Source organism: Paenibacillus sp. EZ-K15 (assembly GCF_002573715.1).
Taxonomy (GTDB): Bacteria; Bacillota; Bacilli; order Paenibacillales; family Paenibacillaceae; genus Paenibacillus_AQ.
The window spans coordinates 567,966-593,368 of record NZ_PDHM01000017.1; the positions used below are offsets into that span (position 1 = coordinate 567,966).

General features: G+C 50.1%; 22 protein-coding genes and 1 riboswitch. Of the genes, 4 read left to right on the forward strand and 18 right to left on the reverse strand.

Annotation, left to right across the window (positions count from 1 at the left end; genetic code table 11):
• Nucleotides 1–44 precede the first annotated feature (44 nt).
• The 8 genes from CRG97_RS19190 to CRG97_RS19225 all read right to left on the reverse strand — a co-directional run bounded on the left by CRG97_RS19190 (nt 45) and on the right by CRG97_RS19225 (nt 10,909).
• Nucleotides 45–1,160, reverse strand: coding sequence for a DUF4185 domain-containing protein (locus CRG97_RS19190; protein ID WP_098746305.1), 1,116 nt, complete (start codon nt 1,158–1,160; stop codon nt 45–47).
• A gap of 39 nt (nt 1,161–1,199) precedes the next feature.
• Entirely contained in the window at nt 1,200–2,309 is a 1,110-nt protein-coding gene (locus tag CRG97_RS19195) for a glycoside hydrolase family 172 protein (protein ID WP_098746307.1), read from the reverse strand.
• A 192-nt stretch (nt 2,310–2,501) separates the two neighbouring features.
• Complete coding sequence (locus tag CRG97_RS19200; protein ID WP_098746309.1) at nt 2,502–4,178, reverse strand: ribulokinase; 1,677 nt, start codon at nt 4,176–4,178, stop codon at nt 2,502–2,504.
• 12 nt (nt 4,179–4,190) lie between these two features.
• A complete protein-coding gene (locus CRG97_RS19205) occupies nt 4,191–5,987 on the reverse strand; it encodes an L-fucose isomerase (protein ID WP_481856209.1) in 1,797 nt (598 codons plus the stop codon).
• A 44-nt stretch (nt 5,988–6,031) separates the two neighbouring features.
• Nucleotides 6,032–7,039, reverse strand: a complete 1,008-nt coding sequence (locus tag CRG97_RS19210; protein WP_098746313.1) for a LacI family DNA-binding transcriptional regulator — start codon at nt 7,037–7,039, stop codon at nt 6,032–6,034.
• 353 nt (nt 7,040–7,392) lie between these two features.
• Nucleotides 7,393–8,247 carry an aminoglycoside phosphotransferase family protein gene (locus CRG97_RS19215; protein ID WP_237566492.1) on the reverse strand — a complete coding sequence of 285 codons (855 nt, stop codon included), beginning with the start codon at nt 8,245–8,247 and terminating at the stop codon, nt 7,393–7,395.
• 1 nt (nt 8,248) lies between these two features.
• Nucleotides 8,249–8,782 (reverse strand): hypothetical protein, encoded by a 534-nt coding sequence (locus CRG97_RS19220; RefSeq protein ID WP_098746708.1) that lies wholly within the window; start codon nt 8,780–8,782, stop codon nt 8,249–8,251.
• A 252-nt stretch (nt 8,783–9,034) separates the two neighbouring features.
• Entirely contained in the window at nt 9,035–10,909 is a 1,875-nt protein-coding gene (locus CRG97_RS19225) for a beta-L-arabinofuranosidase domain-containing protein (protein ID WP_098746317.1), read from the reverse strand.
• Nucleotides 10,910–11,101: 192 nt separating this feature from the next.
• On the opposite strand from CRG97_RS19225, the gene CRG97_RS19230 reads away from it, so the two are divergent.
• Nucleotides 11,102–11,962 (forward strand): helix-turn-helix transcriptional regulator, encoded by an 861-nt coding sequence (locus tag CRG97_RS19230; RefSeq protein ID WP_098746319.1) that lies wholly within the window; start codon nt 11,102–11,104, stop codon nt 11,960–11,962.
• Between the two features lie 26 nt (nt 11,963–11,988).
• Here CRG97_RS19230 and CRG97_RS19235 read toward each other — a convergent pair whose 3' ends face one another.
• The 3 genes from CRG97_RS19235 to CRG97_RS19245 all read right to left on the reverse strand — a co-directional run bounded on the left by CRG97_RS19235 (nt 11,989) and on the right by CRG97_RS19245 (nt 15,062).
• Nucleotides 11,989–12,783: an SDR family NAD(P)-dependent oxidoreductase gene (locus CRG97_RS19235; RefSeq protein ID WP_098746321.1), complete on the reverse strand. Its 795-nt coding sequence runs from the start codon at nt 12,781–12,783 to the stop codon at nt 11,989–11,991.
• Between the two features lie 118 nt (nt 12,784–12,901).
• The gene (locus CRG97_RS19240; RefSeq protein ID WP_098746323.1) at nt 12,902–13,747 is read right to left on the reverse strand and encodes an aldo/keto reductase; all 846 of its coding nucleotides are present in this window, start codon (nt 13,745–13,747) and stop codon (nt 12,902–12,904) included.
• Between the two features lie 109 nt (nt 13,748–13,856).
• Entirely contained in the window at nt 13,857–15,062 is a 1,206-nt protein-coding gene (locus tag CRG97_RS19245) for an MFS transporter (protein ID WP_098746325.1), read from the reverse strand.
• Between the two features lie 192 nt (nt 15,063–15,254).
• Here CRG97_RS19245 and CRG97_RS19250 point away from each other — a divergent pair, with 192 nt between their 5' ends.
• Together CRG97_RS19250 and CRG97_RS19255 are read left to right on the forward strand one after the other, a co-directional pair.
• The gene (locus CRG97_RS19250) at nt 15,255–15,659 is read left to right on the forward strand and encodes a winged helix-turn-helix transcriptional regulator (protein ID WP_098746327.1); all 405 of its coding nucleotides are present in this window, start codon (nt 15,255–15,257) and stop codon (nt 15,657–15,659) included.
• Between the two features lie 241 nt (nt 15,660–15,900).
• Nucleotides 15,901–16,530, forward strand: a complete 630-nt coding sequence (locus CRG97_RS19255) for a dihydrofolate reductase family protein (protein WP_098746329.1) — start codon at nt 15,901–15,903, stop codon at nt 16,528–16,530.
• A gap of 159 nt (nt 16,531–16,689) precedes the next feature.
• Here CRG97_RS19255 and CRG97_RS19260 read toward each other — a convergent pair whose 3' ends face one another.
• From CRG97_RS19260 to CRG97_RS19275, 4 genes are all read right to left on the reverse strand, one after another.
• Nucleotides 16,690–17,688, reverse strand: a complete 999-nt coding sequence (locus tag CRG97_RS19260; protein WP_098746331.1) for an ABC transporter substrate-binding protein — start codon at nt 17,686–17,688, stop codon at nt 16,690–16,692.
• A gap of 33 nt (nt 17,689–17,721) precedes the next feature.
• On the reverse strand, nt 17,722–19,437 hold the full coding sequence (locus CRG97_RS19265) for an ABC transporter ATP-binding protein (protein WP_098746333.1): 1,716 nt from the start codon (nt 19,435–19,437) through the stop codon (nt 17,722–17,724).
• 92 nt (nt 19,438–19,529) lie between these two features.
• Nucleotides 19,530–20,564: a FecCD family ABC transporter permease gene (locus CRG97_RS19270; protein WP_098746335.1), complete on the reverse strand. Its 1,035-nt coding sequence runs from the start codon at nt 20,562–20,564 to the stop codon at nt 19,530–19,532.
• Complete coding sequence (locus CRG97_RS19275) at nt 20,564–21,619, reverse strand: FecCD family ABC transporter permease (protein ID WP_098746336.1); 1,056 nt, start codon at nt 21,617–21,619, stop codon at nt 20,564–20,566. Before CRG97_RS19275 ends, CRG97_RS19270 begins: the two co-directional genes overlap by 1 nt.
• Nucleotides 21,620–21,851: 232 nt before the next feature.
• A riboswitch (Fluoride riboswitch) is annotated at nt 21,852–21,912 on the forward strand.
• A gap of 73 nt (nt 21,913–21,985) precedes the next feature.
• On the opposite strand from CRG97_RS19275, the gene CRG97_RS19280 reads away from it, so the two are divergent.
• Nucleotides 21,986–23,311, forward strand: coding sequence for a voltage-gated chloride channel family protein (locus CRG97_RS19280; protein WP_098746338.1), 1,326 nt, complete (start codon nt 21,986–21,988; stop codon nt 23,309–23,311).
• 131 nt (nt 23,312–23,442) lie between these two features.
• On the opposite strand, the gene CRG97_RS19285 is transcribed toward CRG97_RS19280, so the two are convergent.
• The 3 genes from CRG97_RS19285 to CRG97_RS19295 are packed head-to-tail and all read right to left on the reverse strand — an operon-like array spanning nt 23,443 to nt 25,381.
• Nucleotides 23,443–24,126: a hypothetical protein gene (locus tag CRG97_RS19285; protein ID WP_098746340.1), complete on the reverse strand. Its 684-nt coding sequence runs from the start codon at nt 24,124–24,126 to the stop codon at nt 23,443–23,445.
• The gene (locus CRG97_RS19290) at nt 24,126–25,013 is read right to left on the reverse strand and encodes an ABC transporter ATP-binding protein (protein WP_098746342.1); all 888 of its coding nucleotides are present in this window, start codon (nt 25,011–25,013) and stop codon (nt 24,126–24,128) included. Before CRG97_RS19290 ends, CRG97_RS19285 begins: the two co-directional genes overlap by 1 nt.
• A complete protein-coding gene (locus CRG97_RS19295; RefSeq protein ID WP_009591066.1) occupies nt 25,013–25,381 on the reverse strand; it encodes a GntR family transcriptional regulator in 369 nt (122 codons plus the stop codon). Before CRG97_RS19295 ends, CRG97_RS19290 begins: the two co-directional genes overlap by 1 nt.
• Between the last annotated feature and the right edge of the window lie 22 nt (nt 25,382–25,403).

Consider the following 25,403-nt stretch of genomic DNA (forward strand, 5'->3'; position numbering starts at 1 on the left):
TAAACGCGATTCGCATTTAAACCAAACATTTATTGAATCCGTTTTCATTTTTCAAGCGAAGCCTTATACCAGAAGACGTTGTAGGGGTCCCATAAAGAGAGTGTGAAGTAGATCGTTTGCCCGTCATTCTCGGTATACCTATCATTCATATAGGGACCGTACAGTCCCGGATAATCTTCTGCTCGGACCAAGTCCAGAGGTTCTCCCCACGGCCCCCATGGCGTCATGCCTTCGCGTATGACAACACCCTGACCTTCCTTCAGATATGTCATCAGCCAGCGCTCTAGATAAAAATTCCATACAACGGAAAGCTCGCCGACTGTGTCATCCACCACATATTGTGCATCTTTCATATCGGTGCTCCACCGGGGATTGCCTTCAGCGTCCAACCCGCTAAAGTACTCGTACTCAGACAGATTCTCGATGTTCTCCTCTCCCACCTTCATGAGCTGAACGCCACCAAAGCGTCCGGAAGGAATACCCCAGAAATAAATGTCCGTTCCGCCTGCGTCATTCTTCACCTTATAGGGACTGACCTGAATGAAGTTGCCGCCACCCGGCCAGCGCAGCTGATCCTGCAACTCCCAGGTCTCCCCGTTATCGACCGATTTGGCCACGCTGCTGTAGTTGGCATCCCACTTCCCGGGATCTCCCCAATGATTGACCGACATGTAGTACAAATACAATGCACCTCCTGCCGCAATGCCGTGGGTTGGGATTTTCGTCATTTCTTCATAATCGATTTTGGTGGAGGGCAGCAGCTCCTTGGCTGTCCCGAATTCATCCGTCACCATGTTTTCAAACGTGATGCCGTCAGACGGCTTCGCATCCGTTGCATAAGCCATCGTATTGGAGCGCCAGTAGCTGCCCCCTCCGCCTGTCTGATCTGGCGCCCGTTCGCCGAACGTATCGCCAAACACGAAGTATGTTCGTTCCCCGTCGTTCATCATGGATCCGAGATCGGTACCGTACACTGCGTATCGATCAGTACGATTGGAGGATTGTTCGCCGGTCAATTGCGAAATTTGTTCCAGGCCGGTAATGCCTTTTAATAAAAAGCCCTTGTCTGCTCCATCAAGCTGGGGATTCGCCTTGCTGCCGCTCGTGCAACCGCAGAGCAGCAAGAGTAGGCCGGCGAGCAGGGCCCATTTCATTTTCATGCTCATCTCCCCTTTCGATTCGAAATTCCACCCTTGATATCAAGGGTTGGAATGGCCGAATATCATATCCATGCTTGCAGGGTTGAGGGGCTTGATATCCGGCAAAGGCAATCGCTTATCGACCTTCGGCAGCGCCGGGAACGGACGATGAGGTTCAGCCTGATACCAGTACGCCGTAGAGGAAACATCGTCGCTCCGATGATTGTTATGTCCGTGCTCGATCGTGACCTTGATGCTGCTCTCGAACATGATCGGGTCGAGGATATGATACCGATACGTGGAGATTTTGCCGCTCCAGTTCGGTCCCCCTCCCAAAATAATGCCATGATACGGGGTGCATACCTCCTGCTGCGGACACCAAGCTGTGTTGAAATAATCCTCCATGCCCGTTCCGTGCAAGGTCGGAGGCCATGGCTCCCCATCGATGAAGATCATGTCATCGCCTTCGCCGTACCAGTTCCACTCCCGCGTATCGCGCAGGTTATGGACATTGAAATTGCAGCCGATGTAATGACCCTTCCCGACCGCATCCAGAATGACATAGTTGCCGCTACCGGTCGTATTCTTCCCGCCGAATTCGTAGAAGGCGTTATCCACCCCGTTATCCGGTATCCCGTCGGTCGGATTTTCCCGATGCCACTGGGCATGGAATCTCAGCTCCTCCTCGGGCAGCTTATCGTATGATTCGTAATCCACATAGAAATAAAATTTGATTGGATGGTCCGCCTCGCTCTCAATCGTAATGCGGGCTCCATCCGCATACGGCATACGGAAGAAGCTGTTGAATGCCTTACCGTCCTCAGGACTCATCATCAATGCTGCTGACGTATAATTTTTGGTGAGGCCGTGCCCCATTCCGAAAAAATCACCGATCGGCGCTTCCACGCTGGGCTCCGTCTCTTGGTCCCAGTACATGCGGAGAACGATTTTACGCGGCAAATACAATTCCTCCGTAGGAACATCGCTCGCCATTGTCATCCAGATGTGAGTGATGGCCCCAGCGCCCGGAATGCTGCAAATTTCGGTCAGGTCGCCTGGCTTGATGGAGAAGTAGTCTTTATTCCCTCCCGAACGGTCGTAGCTGGATTCCCGTTTTCTTTTCCCGGTTCGGGTAAGGCTGAGTGAAGATAATGCTGCTTGATTGTCCATGGATGGTTCGCTCCTTTTAGGTTGATTGGATCATGGTTGAACAATTTTCTTCCAACCGTTTCATGAATTGTGACATCGATTGCAGAATTGGTGAATGAAGGGATGCAGGTCTTTCGAAAACCTGCATTCCCTATTTATGAATCCAATGCCACCCGGCGATATTTCGTTGTGGCCACGCGTTTATTCATACGTTCATTCCGGTGATTTACCGCTCCTTAATGCCTTCAAGCGTTTCAGCACCCCGTTTTCGCCTCTGCCCAAATAATCATGAAGTCCTTTATATTCCTTGTATAATTGGTCATACACACGAACATGAGCTTCGTTCGGCTTAAAAGTGCCTTCTCGAACACGTGCCATCGATTCCGCAGCCTCCACGATGTTCCCAAAGCCTCCTTGCTCTTTGCCTGCCGCCACGGCGCCAAACATGGCAGCGCCAAATGCGGCCGTCTGGATGGTATCCGCTACTTTGATTTCCTTGCCGGTAACGTCAGCATAAATTTGCATCAGCAGCCGGTTTCGCTGCGGCAATCCGCCGCAAGCATAGAGCTCCTGGACTTCTACGCCGCTTTCGGTAAAAGCTTCGATGATCGCCCGCGTTCCAAAGGCAGTGGCCTCCAGCAGCGACCGGTATATTTCCGCCGGCTTGGTCTGCAGGGTCAAACCAAGGATGACACCGCTAAGATCGGCATCCATCAGGACAGAACGACTTCCATTCCACCAGTCGAGAGCCAGCAGTCCGCTTTGGCCAGGCGCATACCCAGCCGCTTCCTTCTCAAGCCACTCATGAATGCCAAGCCGCTCTTCAGATGCTTTACAACGGACATAATCGGGCACAGCCTCATCCACATACCATGCGAAGATGTCGCCAACGGCAGACTGACCCGCTTCATATCCGTAATAACCGGGAATGATCCCGTCCTCGACAACGCCGCAAATGCCTTCGCCCGTCACTTCCTTGTCGCTTAAAATCAAGTGGCAAGTAGAGGTTCCCATGGCAAGCACCAGCTTACCGGAGGTTACGACACTGACGGCCGGCACCATGGCATGGGCATCGATGATAGCTACAGCTACCGCGGTGCCTGGCAGAAGCCCGGTCATGGCTGCCATCGATTCGGTTAATCCGCCCGCTTTCGAGCCCAAGGGCTTGATCGGACCTCTCAGCTTTGTTTCCACAAGGTCACCAAACCTAGGATCAAGCGACTGCAGGAACTCCTTGGACGGATATCCCTCCTGTTTATGCCAATTGGCTTTGTAGCCTGAGGTACAGCTGCTCCGCGCGAGCTGACCGGTCAATTGCATGACCACCCAATCGGCAGCCTCCATGAACAATACAGTCTGTTCATACAGCTTGGGAGCTTCATTCAGAATCTGTAAAGACTTCGCAAGCATCCACTCTGAGGAGAGCTTCCCTCCATAGCGGGCAAGAAATTTCTCCCCTCGCCGTTTAGCGGCTTCATTGATCAGGTTCGCTTCTTCCTGCGCCGCGTGATGCTTCCACAGCTTTACCCAGCTATGCGGATTGTCCCTCCATTCCTCCATCATACACAGCGGAGTTCCCCCGGCATCCAGGGGCATCATCGTGCATGCTGTAAAGTCGATGCCGATCCCAATGACTTGATCAGGCGATACGTTAGCCTCCGACAGCACACGCGGGATGGATTGCTGAAGTACCTCGATGTAGTCTCCCGGATGCTGCAGCGCCCAATCCTCCTCCAGCTTCAAACCCGAGTGGACCAGCACCTCGTCCATGACTCCGTGCGTGTATGGCGTCACATGGGTAGCAACTTCTTGCCCGGTCGTGATATCAACCAGCAGAGCTCTGCCCGATTCCGTACCGAAATCCACGCCAATGGTATATAACTGCTTCATGTTATCCCCCTCCTATTTGTACAAAGGACCATAAGCTGCACAGGCCCGGTAATCGGCCGAGACCGGCTCCAGTCCGCCGAAGGCGGTCCAGGCGCTTGGCCGGAATATCCGTTCCTCCGGTACGTTGTGCATGCATACTGGAATGCGGAGCATCGAAGCCAAGGTGATCAGATCCCCGCCGATATGACCATAACTCATAGCGGCATGGTTAGATCCCCAGTTGCTCATCACGGTGTATACATTCCTGAACAGTCCCTCGCCCGTCAGATTCGGTACGAACCAGGTCGTCGGCCATGTTGGATCGCTTCGCTGATCCAATACATCGTGCACGGCTTCTGGCAGCTCAACGGACATTCCCTCGGCGATATGAAGGACTGGTCCGACACCCCCAACCATATTGATTCTCGCGATGGTTACCGGCATACCTTCCCGGGTCGTGAAGTCGGTCGAGAAGCCCCCGCCCCGGAAGAAATCAATCGCCGGACACCACTTGACCGCATCCAGACAGTCTTGAACTTCCTCTTGTGTGATTTCCCAGAAGGGCTTCATCGCTGGTCTGCCGTCCTTCGTCTGTCTTCCCGTTCCGTCAAGGGCAGCTGGCCCGGAATTGATCAGATGGATCACGCCCTGCGCTGCGATTCCCTCAAGCTGATACTTTGTTACACGCTTGACGGCTTCGGGGCTCCAATATGTACGAACGTCCGCAAATACCTGGGCTGCATCCGTGAGAAGATGTCCGAACAGCATCGTAATCCCATTCAAGTTGTCGTTCTCCGTTGCGACCATGTAGGGCTCTCTCAGACCATTCCAATCAAAAGAGGAATTCAGTACAGCCTCCATGAAATCCCCCGTCGGGAAATAATCCGTCCAGGCACGCTGTCCTTGAAAACCTGCAGCCAGTGCATTTCGCCCGAGCGCTTCCTCCCCGTATCCCATTTCCGCCAGCTTCGGATTGCCCACCATTAAATCGCGAGCAATCAACGCCATCTTCGCGACGGTCTCCCAATCCTGGTGCTTCTGCTCATCGGTTCGCTTTAAGTGTTCCGGATTGACGTCCGCCCCCGGATTGCAATTTTCTTTAATCCAGGCCAGCGCCCGCTCGTATTCGTCATGATCATAGATTTCCAGCTCGATTCGTCTTACGAATTCCGTCATATCCACGTATTCATTGCGCATCCCAAGATACTTCTGGAAAAAGTTCTCGTCGACGATACAGCCCGCGATTCCCATGGATACCGTGCCCATCGACAGATACGAAGTCCCTTTCATGGTCGCTACGGCAAGGCCGGCCTTTGCAAATTGCAGAAGTTTCTCCTGCACGTCAGCCGTAATTTCGGTATCCCCTATATCCTGCACATCGCGTCCATAGATGGAGAAGGCCGGGAGTCCCTTCTGATTATGCGCGCCAAGAGCTGCCGCCAAATACACGGCACCGGGACGCTCCGTTCCATTAAACCCCCAAATCGCTTTCGGCCTTGTGGGGTGGGTATCCATCGTTTCCGTTGGATAACACCAAGAGGGGGTCACCGAAATGGTAAGCCCTACATTTTCCCGGGCAAACTTCTCTTCCGTTCGTGCGGCTTCGGCTACTCCTCCAATGCAGGTGTCGGCAATCACGCATTCGACCGGAAGCCCGTTGCTATGCCTTAGCCGTTCGGTAAGCAGGTGTGCAGTTCGCTTCGCCATATCCATCGTTACGTCCTCTAGCGATTCCCGAATGCCTCCCCTTCGACCATCTACGACAGGGCGAATGCCGATCTTCGGCAGTTGGTTCTGCAATCGATTGCAGATATTAGTTTGATAATGCATCGTCATCATCCTCTCTGTTTTTAGAGCGGCAACTTTTCATACGATCAATTTAACTGTTTCACTTCATTACGGTATATCTCAAAAGCTGGTTCGGACAACGGGGCCTCATTGCCAATTCGAAGCAGAAGAACCTCCCCGGCTTTAATCCCCATGTCATAGGGATGCTGCTCTATGTAATAGAGTCCCGATTCCTTGAGTAATGGACCGGCCTCTACCTCACCGAAAGAAGCTACCGCCATGTCGGTCGGAATCTTGAGACCGCTGCGTACAATCTCAAGCAGAACGCCAAGACTCATGCGGTTATTCAGGGATATAACAGCGGTGGGCCGATGCTCCGACCTCAGAAAATGCCGTACCGCTCGGATTCCGTCCTCTGTGGAAAAGTCACCGTTATACACCATGGGTTCCTCGTTCAGCCCGTATTCCTTCATCGCCTTTCGAACACCGTCAAGACGTTCCCTGCCCGTGCTGGATCTTGTCGGACCGTTTACCACACCAATAACCGTATGCCCATCCTCAAGCAGCTTCCGGGTTAGGCGGGATGCGCCTTCGGTATTGTCCTCGGCTACCAGATCGAGATTCATCCCCGTTTCCGGCGAGTCCAGCTTCCGGTCTACGAGAACGATCGGCATTTTGGAATCCGCCAGCTGCTTGATCGCTGGATCATTACCGCCTGACGTCGCCAATACGACAGCGTCCACGCGCTTTTCCTGCATAAGCTTAAGCAATCGTCTTTCCTTGTCGGGATTCTCATCCGAGCTGCAGAAAATAAGTTGAAAGCCCTCTTTGCCTACAATATCCTCAATGCCTCTGGAGATGCCCATAAAATAAGGGTTGGAAATATCGGGAACGATGACGCCGATCATATAGGTTCGGTCCTGCTTCAGACTGCGGGCGATGGCGCTTGGACGGTAATTCAACTGGTTCACCGCCGCCATCACTCGCTCTTTAATCTCATCGCTTACATAATCGCTGTCGTTCAGCACTCTTGAAACGGTTGCCGTGGATACTTCTGCTGCCGCTGCTACTTGTTTAATCGTTGCTTTTGCCAAACATTGTTCACCTCAAAACGTCATGATTCCACTATGTAATCGATTACGTAAACGATTACATTCACAGATTACAAGATGGGACATACTTATGTCAACCCTCTTTATTAAAACTTCGGAGAGAAGTTTAATCGAGCTTTTTGTAGACCTTCAACTTATCTCAATCTTGGTGGATTGGAAGGCTTATCACGCTCAAATTCTAATAGAAAAAAGCCCCTTACCATCATGCAAGACGGTTGATGCTTCCACTGCGGTCAACCGGATTAATTGCTAGTATCTTATGGGGCCAAGTGTACTGCTGCAAGATTCCACAACTGTCCACTTCTTATTAGGAACCAGGCTGTGTTATTTGGGAATCAAAATTCAAGAGGCTTGAATTTTAAATACGCGTTGCTCTTCAATATCGACCTGACCCTTGCGATCGTATCCTTTCTTATGGGAGGGTGGTCCACTCTACTAAGCAAAACCCAGCGCAGGCACGCTATGGCTTCAAACAGCTCAAGCTCATCGGCTTCGTAGCGGTGCTCGGCACAAAATGCAGCACGGTAGAAGGAAGCTCGCTTCTCGCTTACATATATCCACATTAAGATAATCGACCATGCCATGTCATATCGGGGATCGCCCATCTGGACATTCGTCCAATCGATTACGGTCAGCTCGTTTTCATTCTCAAGAATATTGCCCAGGTGATAATCGCCATGGATGGCACATGCTTGTTTTAAGTTCGCACGCTGAACAAGCTCCATCAATGGATGTTGGATATCAGGAAACTCATCAATTCGAGGAAAGAAATAGGAAACAAAGTCATAACTCGGCAGCCCGGAGCTGATCAGGCTATCCATGGGAAGCTTATGTATATCCATTAACATCTTCGCAAGTTTCATTAGTTTAGGCTGATCAACCTTTTGGACGGGCGTACCGTCGTAACTCGTCAGCATTGCTGGATTGCCATTCCGGTCTGTCCCACAGCCCAAAGGCACGGACAACGCTCTTCCATGCGAATACAATGCTTTCAATATTTGATATTGCATCTGAACATTGGGTTTGGACTCTTTGTTCCATATCTTTAGTACATAGTCTGCCGTTGACGTGGTGATCTTCACCACCTCTGCTTCCAGACCGGAATCTAACGGGACGACTTGAATTGTAGTTTCATGTTCCAGCAATGACTCGAGGGTCTCTGTTTTCTCCACCCAATTTATTTCTCTCAAATTACGTTCCTCCGTCATTATGCAACGACTCGAGGGTCGTGAAAATATGGGAATAGACAGCTTTAATATTGGTCTCATTCATTACGTCATTGTACAAACCGTAACCCCAGTATTGATCATCCTTGCCATAGTATCCTGTTGCGTACATATCCGTTGAAAGATCCGGAACCTCATCGTAGGACAATTCTTCGATCGTGAAGGGGACATGAGATTTTTTAGACTCAATATAGAAAAAGGGAACTTCAGCCTTATTATACACTTCTGTATACTTGGGCTCAGAAGCTTCCACCAGATGTTCTTTTGTTATGAAAATGGCGTCAAGATCCGCGGGAATGTCTAGATCCTCCAGCTGCTGAAACGTAACCTCCTTAAAATCCACATGCCCATTCTCCCTAACTTGCGGTGTTTCTCCGATCACACCAATAACGAGGCTTCTGCCTTCATAAAGGGGTATATCGATCGAATCTCGTTGAGCATTGCCATTTATCAGAATAACAAATACAAGCAATAGGACCACTATTATTTTTCTCTTCATGAAGATCTCCTTCGTCAATTTTCCCTTTCTCACCAACGCATTCCATGTCTCTTATCTCATACGATCACCTCCATATGGATTGATTTCTAACATCTGAGCACGAGGTCCAATGCCATCTTTTACAATAACTCCATATTATGTGTATTCCTGAGCTTCGTAAACACTTATCTTAACCTTGAACACATATCTGTACAACAAAAAAACCGCGATCCACGCGGTTTTTCGATGGTTCAACCCATCTTCTTGCTTATTTCATAGCGGCTCTTTTCCGCTCCCAATCAGAGGGAATTCACCGATCCGAAGCCTGGCGCTTCCGTACGGAACTAACTCCAATTCCGTAATGGGCTGTCCGGCCGTGTTCGGATGCAGCGGAGGGTTTCCGGCGTTGTTGCCTTCCATCTTCCAATCCCGAATCAGCTGGCCTTTAACCTTCACCCTGACAGGTGCATCCTTCGCCAGGAACGGTTGGGGGACCATATCCTGCTCAAGTACCTCGAATGACGTATCGGCAACCAAACCGTATTTCCAAGGTGATGCAGGGTATATCTCCCAATCGTGGAACATGTCGCGCTGCCGGATCATCTGCCAGTTCTCCTTCACGGGCAGCACATACACCAGCGGCCCTCTTTCAATGCTGGTAGCGTACATGCTGCGTGACACGGTCTTCACTTCCATGGGCAAATGAATTTCCAATCGGTCGCCGTTCTGCCAGTTCTGTACGATTCGTGCATAACCGAACTTCACCTGGAATGGCAATTCGCGCCCATTCAGAGTTATGACGGGTTCGTCGCACCAGGCCGGGATGCGCAGCGATAGAGGAAACGATGCCGCGGATTCCAACGACAATTTGATTTGAACGCGATCCTTGAACGGATATTCGCCGGTTACCTCGACGACAGCCGGAACGCCTTGACGACCGGCCGTAGTCCTCATCGTGCATGGAGCATAGGACACGGCGACAAGCCCGTCCTCATTATCCTTCATCCATAGGTGCGAGGTCAGCTTGGGCCAGCCCTGATGCATGTTGGCGGTACAGCATCCGAAGTTCGGCTCCAGTCCAAACACGTTAGCGTCGGGGCCGTTACTCCATGCCCGCGGAGCGACATTGCAGATCATCTGGTTGACTTGCTGATCGTACTGGTGCGAGGTCCAATCCGGAGAGATGGCGGCAGGCAGCGCATTAAACGCGACCTTCTCCAGGATATCCCCGAAGCGTCCGTCCCCGAAAATACGCGTTAGCTGCTCCATCGAGAACATATACTCTACAACGGCACATAATTCCACACCTTGGCTCGGGTGGGTGCCGGATAACCACTCGTCCCCGGAGAACATGCCGTGCGCTTGACCGTGGTACGTCATCAAAGAATCGATGCCCCGATGTACGCTTTCCCGCTCCACCGAATTTCCGTTTAATTCATACAGCACGCCCGGCGTTTTGATTCCCATCGCCACATTCACGACATGGGTTGTCCAATCCCACTCTTCAACCTTGCGCCAGAACGGAAAATCATGAAAGATATCGGTCCAGTCCGTTGTTTGTCCGGCAACGATATCCGCAAGCTCTAACAGAAAAGGTTGCGCCGTACGTTTATGCAGCCACACGATGCACAGCAGCATCTCCGCTCCCCTTGTTTGGGCCCAGCCCCGCAGCGGCTGTTCCTCGATAACCGAATGGACATAAGTAAAAAACTTGGTTAGAAAAGGGACGATCCGTTCATCGCCCGTTGCTTCCTCATGCTGCATCATCACTTTCAGCATGATCATGTAATGCCACCAGTCCTGCTCCTTATCGATATCCTGGTTCACGGAGGTAATGCGCGCCGGACCGAACATGCCATTCTCCTGCTGGCTCGCAAGCGACCACTCGATCCACCGATTCGCTTTGGCAATCAAAGACTCATCTTCGAGCAAATAAGCTAACGGAAGCAAGCCGTCGACATAATACGGTCCCCGTTCCCAGCTCTCTCCCTGGCCTCCAAGCCACCCGTTCTCATCCCCTACGTCTTTCCACTGTTCTTCCAAATGTCCGGTAAACCCGCTTGCTTGAATCTCCAACTGACTCTTAAGCCAGCCAGCCGGTTTAATTGCTCCTAATGGCAAGCTGTTAAACGCAGTCTCATGCAGCATCGACTTCCACGCTCCTTGTTTCTGTCTTGTTGGTGCACACTCTGGTAGAAATATACCATCTGAGCCAGGCGTTACCCTATACACAGAAACAACATCTTTTTATCCGATTACAACATGTTGTCTTATTGAATCCGGATCAGTAAAGCGATTATCATAGAGAAAAGTTCGTTTGAGGAGGAGGCCTGGTCGCAGATGATCTTCCAGTTCACGGCGCCGCCGTTGCCCCACTATATGATTTGTGGAGAAGATACCTATCAGGTAGGAGACAAACATCCGGATCGCTATAACATTGGGGTCTTTGATCTGATTCTGGTGACAAAAGGGGCGTTATTTCTGGAGGAGAACGGAGTTGCTTACAGGGTAAAGACCGGCTGCCACCTGATTTTAAGACCCGATGCCGCGCACCGTACGTATCTGCCCTGTCAGGAGGAGACCCACTTTTATTGGCTGCATTTTCAGACGTTCGGTCGTTGGATTGAAACGGAGGAACTGACCCTTTTTGCCTTATCGCAAACCGATCAGCCTATTGTACAGATCGAGAGTTTCTCTTTTTATATACCCAAGTATGGAGAGCTACCTTCGATAGAGCAGGCGAGACTCCTGATAGAGCAATTGCAGAACCTTCAGCCATCGTCTTCTTCCGCGGCACGCTGGAAGCAGCAGCAGCTGCTGCATGAGCTGCTCCTGCTGTTTCAAGCCGAAGAGGACGGAATCCAGCATCAGAATCCTCAATATGCCATAGCTGAACGAACCGCCAACTATTTGAGACAACATTACAAAGAACCGGTTAGCTATCAGAGATTATCCGATGCCATGCACTTCCACCAGAACTATCTGTCGATCTGCATGAAAAAAACGTTCGGCTGCACGCCCCTGGAATTTCTAACACGGCATCGGATCGAACAAGCCAAGCGATTATTGATCCACACCAACGATCCGATCGGACGCATTGCCGAAGAATCCGGATTCGGTTCTTTTCCGTATTTCATTCGCTGCTTTATTCGTCATACAGGCTTCAAACCCAAATCCTTTAGGCAGAAATACCGTTCCTAACAGAGCGTTCACAACACCTCGGATGCTTAGAATACGCTTCGTACCAAGCCCCCGTCGATTCGAAGCGCTGAACCGTTAATCGCCGAGGATTTGGGACTGCTGAGATACGCAACAAAATCCGCAATCTCCTCCGGTCGGATCAATCGCTGAATGATGGAAGTCGGCCGATTCTCCTTCATAAACCGCTGCTCGGCTTCTTCGATCGAAAGATCCTCATCTGGATATAGCGTATTCAGCATCGTTTCAACGCCTTCCGTAAGCGTGGATCCGGGCATGACGGTATTCACCGTTACGCGGGTTCCTGTCGTCAGCTCGGCCAAGCTCCGGGAAAGGGACAATTGCATCGTCTTGGTTGCGCTGTAATGTGCCATCTCCTGGGACGGCATGACGGCTGCTTCACTCGCGATAAAAATAATTCGACCTTCATTGCGATTGATCATGTTCTTCAAATAGTGCCGGGTTAACCGAACTCCGCTCATGATATTGGTCTCGAAGAACCTGAACCACTCCGCATCAGGGATATCGAAAAATTCAGCAGGCTCAAAGATCCCTAAATTATTGATCAAAATATCAACGACCGGAGCAGCTTCCCTGACCTGATGACAGCCCTCCTCCGTTCCAAGATCTGCCACGACAAAACGAAGCTCGGCATCCGGATGCACAGCGTGAATGTCATGAATCGTCTGTTTTACTTTTTCCTCATGTCTTCCATTTATAATGACGGACGCTCCCTCGGCTGCAAGCGACATGGCAATCGCTTTGCCAATGCCGGATGTCGAACCCGTTACCAATGCGACTTTTCCCTTCAGATCCAAATTCATTATGCTCTCTCCTTCCGTTATGTAGGAATGGACCCTCCTGATTCCCGTCGTTACCGTCCGAGGTCCAGGAGAGTCACAATATTTATTACACCACTATCCTTGCGTAAACGCAGATTTCTTAGAAATCAAAATTGTCCGGATCCGGTCCCACTCTGTGATTTTGATTCAAGCTGTCGATGCGCTGCATCTCTTCATCGGACAATTCAAAATCAAAGATTGCCGCATTCTCGGCAATCCGATGTTCTTTGGTCGATTTCGGAATCGTGACAACGCCGTTTTGTAAATCCCAACGAAGAATGATCTGAGCGATGGATTTATGATGTTTCTCTGCAATGTGCTGAAGATCCTCTTGATCCAGCAGCTGTCCTTGCATTAATGGAGACCATGCTTCAAGCTGAATTCCATTCGTACGGCAGAACGCCTGCAGTTCTTTTTGCGTTAGTCTTGGATGATATTCGACCTGGTTGACCATCGGTTTAATTTCCGTTTCCTTCATTAACTTCTCCAGATGATGGATTTGGAAATTACTCATGCCAATGGATTTCACGCGTCCTTCCTTGTACAACGTTTCTAACGCCTTCCACGCATCTATATATTTCCCTTCAACTGGCCAGTGTATAAGGTACAGATCCAAATATTCCAGACCCAGCTTCCGCAGACTTTCATCGTAAGCCTTCAAAGTCGATTCATAACCGAGATCGGCATTCCATACTTTAGATGTGACAAACAGATCTTCCCGCTTGATACCGGCAGCTTCCAAACCCTCGCGAATACCTTGTCCAACGCCTTCTTCATTGCCGTATATGGCGGCAGTGTCAATGCTCCGATATCCATGCTGGATGGCCGTGCGTACGGCATTCACCAACTCCGGTCCTTCTTCTACCTTAAATACGCCTAGTCCAAACCAAGGCATGTTGACGCCATTATATAAAGTGGTTGTATCTTGTAAGTGTTTTGCTGTCATGTTGATAAACCTCCGTTTTTAATTATGAATAAGTTAAACCTATATTGCAGTATCTCCGATAATACGCTTAGACATCACCTCCCTTCATAAAATTATCATTTAGGCTAATTTAGGCTGCTTGCTTACTCGGCTTCTCCGTTTCCTTCCGTTCCAGCTTCAAGCTCCATCCGGTGAGAACCACCGCGCCGAGTACCATCAGCGCTCCGATCCAAGCCGTATGAATCAGGCCCATGGAATTCGTGATCAAGCCGCCCAGAAAAGCTCCGATGGCGATGCCAGCATTAAATGCGGCAATGTTCAGCGCGGAAGCCATATTCACAGCTCCCGGTGCAAACCGCTCAGCCAGCATTACGACATAAACCTGTAGTCCCGGCACATTCATGAAAGCCAAAAATCCCATGAGAATAATCGTGATCAGTCCCGCCACTTGAAACGGTGCGGTAAACGTAAGCGTGAACAGCACCAGCGCTTGCGCGATGAACATATAGAATAGTGCTCGAAGCGGGTTACGATTGGCTGCCTTCCCCCCGATCACATTACCGACCGCAATGGCAATCCCGTATACAAGCAGGATGACGGCCATCGTATTTTCCTTGAAGCCTGTTATATCCTGCAGCAATGGGGATAAATAAGTGAAGACCACGAAGGTCCCGCCATAACCGAGAGCCGTAATCAGGAGCATAAGCAGCAGTCTTCCATTCGTCAGCAATTTAGCTTGGTCACGGAATGAAGTTCGTTCTCCCTTAGGCAAGTCCGAAGGGACCAGGATACTGTTCGCGATCAGCGCAACAATACCGACCACAACAATCGCGACAAAAGCAAGTCTCCAGCCCCACTGTTGACCTATAAACGTACCAAGCGGAACGCCGGTAACCGTGGCTATCGTCAGCCCCGTAAACATAATGGAGATCGCGGATGCCCTGCGGTTCTCAGGCACCACGCTTGCGGCAATGATCGAGCCGATCGACATAAATACGCCATGCGAAAAGGCCGAAAGCACGCGTGCTGCAAGCAGGATACCAATGGAAGCTGCGCCCGCTGCCAAGCTGTTGCCAATAATAAAAATGATCATAATCCAGAGCAGCAAAGTCTTCCTAGACATCCTTGATGTCAGCGACGTAAGGATCGGCGCACCGAAGGTAACGCCAAGCGCATACATTGAAACGGTTAATCCGGCGGTCGTCACGGATATATTCATATCCTCCGCAATCAACGGCAGCAGCCCTACGCTGATAAATTCCGTTGTTCCGATGGCGAAGGCACTGACGGCAAGTGCCAGCAGCGCCAGCAAACTTCTTTTCTTATCTATCATCATGGTGTTGATATTTCCCCCTATCCTATTCTCTTGCTTGTATATTGTAAAAATATTGAGTATGGTGTAATCCAGCTGGCAAATGCTATTATGATCTATATCGTTTTTTGTGTGAAGAACGTACTTTTTTGTAATGTAGGTACCTGACAGTACCCTAGGTACTTTTTAGTACCTTTCAAGAATAGGAGGCTCCATATGCAAACGAAGAAATACAACATCGCCGTCGAAGCAACATTGGAAGTGATCGGGGGCAAGTGGAAATGCGTGATCCTCTGCCATCTGACCCATGGACGTAAACGAACCAACGAGCTGAAGCGTCTCATGCCGAATATTACGCAAAAAATGCTGACGCAGCAGCTGCGGGAGCTCGAGGACGATGGCGTGATCAATCGCATTATTCATAATCAAGTGCCGCCCAAAGTGGAGTATGAGTTGAGTGATTACGGCATAAGTTTAAGCGGAATTCTGGATATGCTCTGTGCATGGGGCGAAAAACATATCACGAAAGTATACGGGGACAAATTCAGCGTGCTTGAGGACAGTATCCTGAATGATAAACTGAAAGTCTCGGACGAGCCCACAACCACAGATGCACGCTAGACCTGATTGATAAGCAATCCTGATATAACAACAAGGGCAAGGTCCGTGATCAAGGACCTTGCCCTTTTCATATACACCCTCTTCTATGGCATCTTCGAAGATAGCAAATCATAAGAAATTAGACATATCATGAATGCTATACTGATCCCGGAATAAACGTTTTTCGTAAATACGAGTCAATACAGGGAACTAAAGAAATGCAGGCAACAAGGAAATTTCCGGATGGAAGGTGAACCAATCCATGTCTCAAGTTATTGCTGAAATGTCGATGTCATTGGACGGATATATTACAGGTCCGAATCATAGCGCACGGCTGCCCCTAGGCAAGGGAGGTGAACGACTGCACGAATGGATCTATGAGCTCACGAGCGGGCGCGAACTGCATGGCCTGGCCGGGGGCGAGTTTAATCAGGACGCGGAGTTGATCGCCGAATCCAATCGCAGAACCGGCGCTGTCATCCTCGGCCGTACGATGTTCGATCATGGCCATCCATTTTGGGGAGATACCCCTCCTTTTCATATGCCGGTGTTTATACTGACTCATGAAGCTCGCCCCGCAGAAATCAAGAATGGCGGCACGACTTATACCTTCGTTACGGATGGAATCGAACGCGCATTGGAACATGCCAAAGCTGCGGCGGGGAGTAAAGACGTTAAAATTGCCGGAGGCGCCAACGTGATACAGCAATATATCGGAGCAGGTCTGCTGGATGAACTCCTGATCACGCTGGTACCGATCCTCCTCGGCAACGGTCAGAAATTGTTCGAACATATCCACTCGCCGAATATCGAATTTGTTCGGACCGCTGTCATCGAATCTCCGAATGTCACGCATCTGAGATTCCGACTGTTCCATCACACGAACGCATAATAGCGGCCCGCATTCCTAGCACTGAACTAATGTTCATGAGAACACAAATGGCAGACCGCTCTTGTTCAGGGTCTGCCATTGCATTACAGAATAAAAATGCAAACAAAAACAAATTCATGCCGTCCATCACTATCCGTGCGGTATCACCGAGCTCGCTGGTTATTTCGCGTTTTCCTTCTCTTTTTGGCTGATGATCATTTCCGTCACTTCCTCCGCCTGAGCTAGGACAGCAATCGGATCAAACGGCCAAAATCGTTTGGCATCGAGATAAAACACGCGATCCTGCTTCACCGCTTCAATCGAAGTCCACACCTTGTCCTTCTTATCCATCTCGGCGCCGTTAGACTCATCAAAGAAGATATAATCGCCTGCATAATCTTTGAGCACTTCCATGGAAACCTCTTTGTAAGTCACGTTGGCATCAATCAATTCTTTTTGGATCGTTGCCGGAGGGGTAAGCTTGAGCTCCTTGTAGATCGCCAAGCCTCCTCGATAAATGCCATCTCCGTAGAGATAGAAGGTTTTGCCGAATGCGCCAAAGATCGAGAACGTCTCTCCCTCTTCCAACACACCGTTCACTTTTGTGCGCAGCGCATCTATTTTTTCATCGAAACCGGCGAGCCATTCTTTTGCTTCTGTTTCTTTGCCCAGTATAGCACCGAGTCCCTCCACTTCTTCGTGTACGCCTCGATAGGTTTCATAAGGGAGAATGACCGTCGGTGCGATTTTGGACAATTTCTCGTATAATTCCGGGTCCGAGTTAGCGCTGATAATCAGGTCGGGGTTCAATTCCACAATCTTTTCCGGAGCGCTTTCCCCCGTGTTCTCTATGCCCTCAATCATGTCTTGTATATGGACGTTCTCGAGATCCGTCGCTGTCGCGCCGACCGGCTTTTCTCCGAGCAGCAGCAGAGTTGGCAGGTAGGCATCAACTACAATTCGCTCGGGAGTGGCCGGAATTTCGATCTCTCCGTTAATCGTAGCCACCTTTCTTATCGCAGGGGCTGGGGCTTCTGTCTTGGGGGTGTCCGTGCTCGCAGCTGTTTCACCGGCAGAGACGCCATTATTCACGGTATTCCCATTCCCGCTGCATGCCGAAATAAAGATCGAACATATAACGAGCGCGGAGAGCATGATGCGTAATTTAGACTTGAACATGTTGATATCCTCCCAAAAAAATGATAGCTGGATTTAAGCCCCGAATTGGGCTCGATGTAATCGGCTGTATATGCCATGCGCTGCGAGCAGATCTTCATGGATACCTTGTTCGGCGATACCTTTGTCTGCAACAACCACAATGCGGTCTGCATTCTTGATCGTTGCAAGCCGGTGTGCAATCACCAGGGTCGTACGTCCCTCCGACAGTTCGGCCAGCGCCTGCTGAATCGCTGCTTCGGTCTCCGCATCCAATGCAGACGTCGCTTCGTCCAGAATAAGAATCGGCGGATTCTTGAGGAACATCCGGGCTATCGACAGGCGCTGCTTCTGTCCGCCGGACAGCTTAACGCCTCTCTCGCCAATTAAGGTATCCAGCCCATCCGGAAGTGAAGCGACCAACTCCTCAAGCTGGGCACGGCTCACAGCTTTCATAATGTCGCTATCTGCAGCATCCAGTCGGCCATAGGCAATGTTTTCGCGAATGCTGCCGTCAAACAGGAATACATCCTGCTGCACGATGCCAATATGGGAACGAAGGGATTGCAGCGTCATATCTCGGATATCGATCCCGTCAATCGTAATTCGTCCGGCGTCTGTATCATAGAAACGCGGCAGCAATGAACATAACGTTGTTTTGCCCGCTCCGGACGGCCCCACAAGCGCAACGGTTTCACCGGCTCGAATGGACAAATTGACATCCTGCAGCACTTGATCTTTGTTCTCGTACCCGAAGGATACCCCGTGAAAGGCAATGTCTCCCCGCAGATCGTGAACCGGCTTCGCATTAGGCGTATCCGCAACGTCCGGTTCGCTCTCAAGCAGCTCCAAATAACGCTTAAAGCCGGCGATTCCCTTCGGATACATCTCAATGACCGCATTAATCTGTTTAATCGGGCCGAGGAAGACGTTGGACAGCATGACAAAAGCGATAAATTCCCCGTTGGTCATCCGGCCTTCGATCACGAACCAAGTACCGCATACCAAAACGAACAGGGAGATGAATTTCATCAGGATAAAGCTAATCGAAGAGTTCCACGCCATAATGCGGTAGGCAATCAGCTTTGTCACGCGGAAACGATTGTTGTTCTCGGCGAAACGAGCCATTTCATGCTCCTCATTCGAGAAGGCTTGAACCACGCGGATACCACTGACGTTGTTCTCCACCCGTGCGTTGTAATCGGCAATATCGGAGAACATGAGCTTGAACGCAGCCGACATTTTTCCGCTGAAATACAGCGATAAATAGACCATCAATGGAACAATCACAAACGTCATCACCGCAAGCTCCCAATTAATCCCGAGCATGATGCCCAAGGCTCCGGCAAGCGTCATGACGGCAATGAACAGATCTTCCGGACCGTGGTGGGCAATTTCCCCGATATCCATCAGGTCATTCGTCATCCGCGAGACTAGATGTCCCGTCTTGTTATTGTCAAAAAAACGGAAGGATTGCTTCTGAACCCGATCAAACAGCTTTTTGCGCATATCGGTCTCAATGTTGATGCCAAGTTTATGCCCCCAATAGGTGACCACGTAATGCAAGAAGGAACTGACAACATAAATGCCGAGAAGACCCAAACAAGCGTATAAGATCCACTTCCAGTTACCACTCGGCAGCAAGTCGTCAATCACGCGATTGACAGCAACCGGGAATATCAATTCAAGTAAAGCCGCAAAGATAGCGCAGCAAAAATCCAGGATGAACAGCCTTTTATAAGGCTTGTAATAGGAAAAAAATCGACGCAGCATAAGGACCTCCTTGATCCGTAATTCCATTATAGAAATGAGCAAGTCCTTCCCTTTAATAAAAGCGTGTATTAAGGTCTTACAATCTTCCCCTTTTAACCTCTCGACCTGGATAACAGGTACAAGAAATAGGGAGCACCAATCACCGCAACCACGATCCCCGTCGGAATCTCTGAAGGTTGTATGATCCAGCGTCCAAGGGTGTCGGCTGTGATGACCAGCAATGCACCGACCAGCGCCGTTACCGGCAGCAGCATCTGATGCTTTGCACCGACCAAGCGTCTGGACAGGTGGGGCGCAATTAGTCCGACAAATCCAATTCCACCGCTTACCGCAACGCAGGAGGCTGCCAAGCCAACCGCCGCTGCCAGCAGCTTCAGTTGCTCCCTTGTGACGGAAGCACCGAGTCCGGTTGCCATCGATTCTCCAAGATTGAGCACGTTCATCACCTGCGCTTTATACATGACGAAGGGCAGAAGCACAAGGATCCATGGGAGCAATGCCAATACAAACTTCCAGCTTGAACCCCAAATGCTGCCTGCTAGCCAAGTGGCAACAAACTGGTATTTTTCAGGACTCAAACGCAGCGTTAGCACGATCATAGCCGCACTAATGCCAGCCGCAACGGCAATCCCTGTTAACAGCAGCCCCGTCGGCTTAAAGCCCTGATTCTTCTTATAGGCCAGCACGCATATTAATGCAGCGGTTAAGCTTGCCCCAATCAGTGCAAGCACCGGCAGCAGATAGACTGGGGCCGCCGTCGTACTCGGGAAAAATGAAATGAACAGCATCACCATCAAGCCTGCTCCTGCATTAATCCCCAAGATTCCGGGATCAGCCAGCTCATTACGGGAGATTCCCTGCATCACACATCCGGATATCGCTAACCCGGCCCCAATAAGCAGCGAGATGACGATCCGCGGCAAGCGGAATTCGAACAGCACCAGCTCCTGCTTATCCGTCCCGCTGCCAAACAGTGTTTTGATGACCTCAAGCGGCGATAAACGAATGACTCCCGTGTTCATACTGATTAGAAATACCAAAACGATCAGTGCAGCCAGCACAGACAGGGTTATGATTTTGCGCTTCCTGTCTTTTCGCCCATGCATGGTGTTTGTGATGGTCTCCATTACAGTTCCCTCCTTTCTTTGCGTGCCAAGTAGAGGAAGAAGGGCACCCCGATCAACGCGATGATCGCGCCCACCGGTGTCTCGTAAGGAGGGTTCACCATTCTTGCTGCTAAGTCGGCAATGACGACCAGCAAGCTCCCAAGAACGGCCGAGCAAGGAATGATGAGGCGGTAATCCACACCGACCAGCTTGCGCGTGACGTGCGGAATCATGAGACCGACAAAGCCTACCGCACCGACAACCGAGACGGCAGCCCCTGCCAGCACCAGCACGATCACCGTTCCTGCCAGCTTGACAAGTCCCGTTCGCTGCCCGAGTCCGCGGGCGATCTCATCGCCGAGGCTGAGCATGGTAATGGAGCGTGACAATGCAATAGCTCCCAATATAGCAGCGACGATCCACGGCAGCATAATCTTCAGATGGACCCACTTAATCCCCGCGGTTCCGCCGGCATACCAGAACGCCATGTCCTGACCGACCTGAAAATACAATGCAATACCTTCGCTAAGCGCACTTAACAAAGCACTTAGGGCAGCACCCGCAAGAACAAGACGAACCGGTGTCAGTCCCCCTTTTGCCATGGAACTGACCCCATACACGAGGACCGCACCTAATCCTGCTCCAAGGAATGAGAACAGAATCAGGTACATATAAGGCAGCCCCGGAAAAAAGGAAAAACAGAGGGCAATGGCAAACCCCGCTCCCGCATTTAATCCGAGCAAACCTGAATCAGCGAGCGGATTCCGAGTCATCCCCTGCATGATCGCGCCCGATACGGCAAAACAGGCACCCACCATCGCCCCACCAAGGACTCTCGGCAAGCGCAGTTCCTGTATGATCTGATGCTCCGTCACATCGGGATTAAAGAAAAACACCGCCTCCCATACATTTCGCAGATCAATCTCTGCCGCTCCGAGCGATATCGATAAAGCTATGCCAAGCACCAGCGCTGCCACACCTCCGGTGAGAATCAGGGTTGCAGCCCATGGTCGCCCCTTGAGTTTAACGTGGGCCTCGGAATCTGTAAGACTTGGATTGGACGTGTTTGATGACATCATTTTCCCCTCAATACTGTGATATTGATTCTCATTATCATCTGTAACTATAAAATAAAGGTCTTTCCTGCGTCCATGGACATCTTGAATTTCTCATCTGAAAAAAGTCCATGTCCAAGTCAAGCACTTTTTTCCAAATAAAAGCGGTACCTCTTTTGACTCAACAAAAGCTCCGCTTCTAATGGATTGCGCCATTGACACAGAATCCTCTAATCCATTACAATAAATGCTAATTAAATGAGGCGATGGAGTTCGCCATAACCGCTTCGATAGCTAATGACTCCTACCAGAGGTCGCTTTCCTGGTAGGAGTCTGTTTGTGTATTGAAGGGTTTAGCGGCGAATATATAGAAACGGGTGAATTTGCATGATTAAAAAATGGTTTGAAGGTACCGAAAAATGGCCATACGCCTTGTTGTCCGGTTACTTCATCAAATGGATCGTTCTGGGAAGTGTTGTTGGATTGATGACGGGCAGTGCCTCCGCCTTCTTTCTTTACAGTCTGGACTATGTAACCTCCCTTCGCATGGAGAATCCTTGGCTGCTGTTCTTCCTTCCCTTGGGAGGCGCTGTGGTCAGCTACCTTTATTACAAATTTGGCAAGAGCAGTACCAAGGGGAATAATCTCATCCTTGAACAAATCCATGGCGGTACGGAATCCGTCCCATTGCGAATGGCACCTTTAGTTCTAATCGGAACATTAATCACGCATTTATTTGGGGGCTCTGCAGGACGTGAGGGTACTGCCGTTCAGATGGGAGGAAGTTTATCGGAGTGGTTCGGTAAGCTTATCCGCGTCACGCCGGCGGATCGAAAAATACTGCTGATCTGCGGAATTAGCGGCGGCTTCGGGTCCATCTTCGGCACGCCGCTAGCGGGAACGCTATTTGGACTTGAAGTCCTTGCCATCGGACTGATCTCGCATCAAGCCCTATTACCTGCATTCGTAGCCAGCTTGGTCGGGAATCTGACCGCCACCTCCCTATGGGGTGTCAGCCATCTGCATTATCCGATCGGAGAAATTCCGGCTTTGAGTTTCCTAGTGATCATGAAGGTGATTGTGGCCTCGATACTCTTTGGTCTGACAAGCCGACTATTCAGTGGGCTAACCCATTCCTTGAAGCGATGGTACGGCTATTTCTTCCGCAATCCGATGATCAAAAGCGCTGTCGGCGGCATTATCATCATTGGACTGGTTTATCTGCTTGGGACACGCGATTACTTGGGACTGGGTCTCCCCCTGATCGAAGCCTCCTTCACGGACGAGGTATCGCCTCTCGCCTTTCTCGGCAAAATCCTCTTTACCTCGCTGACGCTCGGAGCAGGGTTCCAGGGTGGAGAAGTAACCCCACTGTTTGCCATCGGGGCAACGCTGGGCAACGCGTTATCGGAATGGATCGGATTATACGCCCCGTTCCTGGCTGCATTAGGATTTATTGCAGTCTTCTGCGGAGCGACGAACACCCCGATTGCTTGCTTTATTATGGGAATCGAACTGTTCGGCGGGGAAGGCGCCGTGTATATGTTTATGGCCTGTGTGATCAGCTACCTGTTCTCGGGGCACTCCGGCATCTATACCTCCCAACAAATCGGCATATCCAAACACCCGCTCCTCTCGTTTCCGCTGGGCACCACGCTTGCGGGAGCGAAGACGTTAAACAAACAGAAGCACAAACCAAAGACGTCCGAGTAATCGGACGTCTTTGGTTTGTGGTAACAGCGATAGAAGAAATGTTATATACACGTAGCGTCTCTTCAGACAACAAAGAGGTGCCTCGCAAGATCTAAAGATCTTTGGAACACCTCTTTGTTACTACGCAGCTATTACACCGTTGACTTGCGAAGCCACTGACGAGAACACAGCGCAATGATCAGCACAATTGGAATCATCCATAGCGTCAGATCGAATGCAGTTTGCTTTGTAAACCATATAAAGATCGGACCCCACCATTCATATCGCATCGCGATCAAGCTCAAGCCCGAGATGAGGATCATAACGGCGGCCAGCAAGATGAAAGTTCGGATTCCTCTGAATCTTAAGAAAAACGCTCCGATTCCTAATCCTAACATGGCAAACATTAGAATTAATATGACATTCACAACGAATTGGACAAGCCATGAACCATCACTCAGATACGGCAAATGGAAAAAGTGTACTTTATCCCCCCAGGATCCGGTCCATACCTCAACTTGGGAGAGAACCACCAGCGCAGCCGAGCTGAAGATACTGATCAATAGAATAAAGGTTAATGTCCCTAGGTAAAAGTCCGTTCGACGTATGCTAAACCCCATGGAGAAAGGAAACAACTGCACTGCCGTGACCAACGCGGTAACGAACATGAATATATAGATCGTCGCCAGGCCACCTGTATATAATGCCTCTCCCCCAATCAACACGCCGATAAGCAGATTGACCAAGAAACTGAAGGACATGATGATCCAAGGCAAATAGAACCAACTTAGTTTATGTCTTAGATGAATCTTAATGACACTGGATATTCCTCTCATCAGCGGTTCGCCACCTTTCCATTTTTCGTTAAATGAACAATTAATTGTTGCAGGGATACAGGCGTTGTTTCCAAGCCCGCTTGCTTAGCTTCTTGCTTCACAACAGCTTCTGAGGTTCCCATGACCGTCGCCGAGACCGTCGATCCCAACATTTCCCGATGAATGACTTCCCGGCCTTGAATGAAGGACTCGATCGCAGATTGATGTCCGATTACATTATAGGTGCGTCCTCGCAGTTCATCTGTATCCGTGTCCAGCAATATTTTCCCGCCATCAATCACAATGATATGCTCTAACAGTCTGCTAACCTCGTCAATCAAATGAGTGGACAGAATAATCGTACGCGGATGATTGGTGTAATCCTCGATCAATTGATCATAGAACAGCTCTCTAGCCACGGCATCCAAACCTAGATAAGGCTCATCAAAAATCGTAATGGGTGCGCGGCTGGCGAGTCCGACAATGATACCGACCGACGACAGCATGCCGCGGGACAATCTTTTCACGAGTCGTTTCATGGGCAGTCGGAATACCTCGATCAGTTCCTTGGCATATTCCGCATCCCAGTTCGGATATACATTCGCTGCAGTTTCCATCACATCCCTAACCGTAAACAGATCCGGATACTTTTGGCCTTCCTTTATAAAACATACCTGCTGGATGACCTTTTGATTTTCATAATGATGCTCACCAAATACGCGAATCTCCCCGTGGCTTGCGAATAACTGAGCAGTAATCATTTGCATGATGGTCGTTTTGCCAGCACCGTTCCTCCCGAGCAATCCGTAGATCTTGTTGGCTTCTATCGTAAAGCTCACATTATCGACGGCTGTAGTATCCTTATATTCCTTACTCAAATTCTTGACTTCAATCACGGTTTGGCTCATCAGTCTTGCTCCCCTCTGCGGATCATTTCCGATAATTGATCTTTGGTAATCCCAAGCTTCGCCGCTTCCTTAACCATGGCGACAACGTACTGCTCATAAAACTCCGTCTTGCGCTTTTCCATCAGCAATTCACGAGCCCCTGAAGCTACAAACATGCCAATCCCCCGTTTCTTGTACAAAATCCCTTGATCCACCAGCAGATTAACGCCTTTGGCAGCCGTTGCCGGATTGATCTGGTAAAAGGCTGCAAACTGATTCGTTGATGGAACCTGTGTCTCCTCAGGCAGTCGTGCTTCGATGATGTCGTCTTCAATTTTGTCGGCAATTTGCATGAATATCGGTCTGCTGTCATCAATCTGAAATGCCATTTACCTCACCAACTTTCATTTA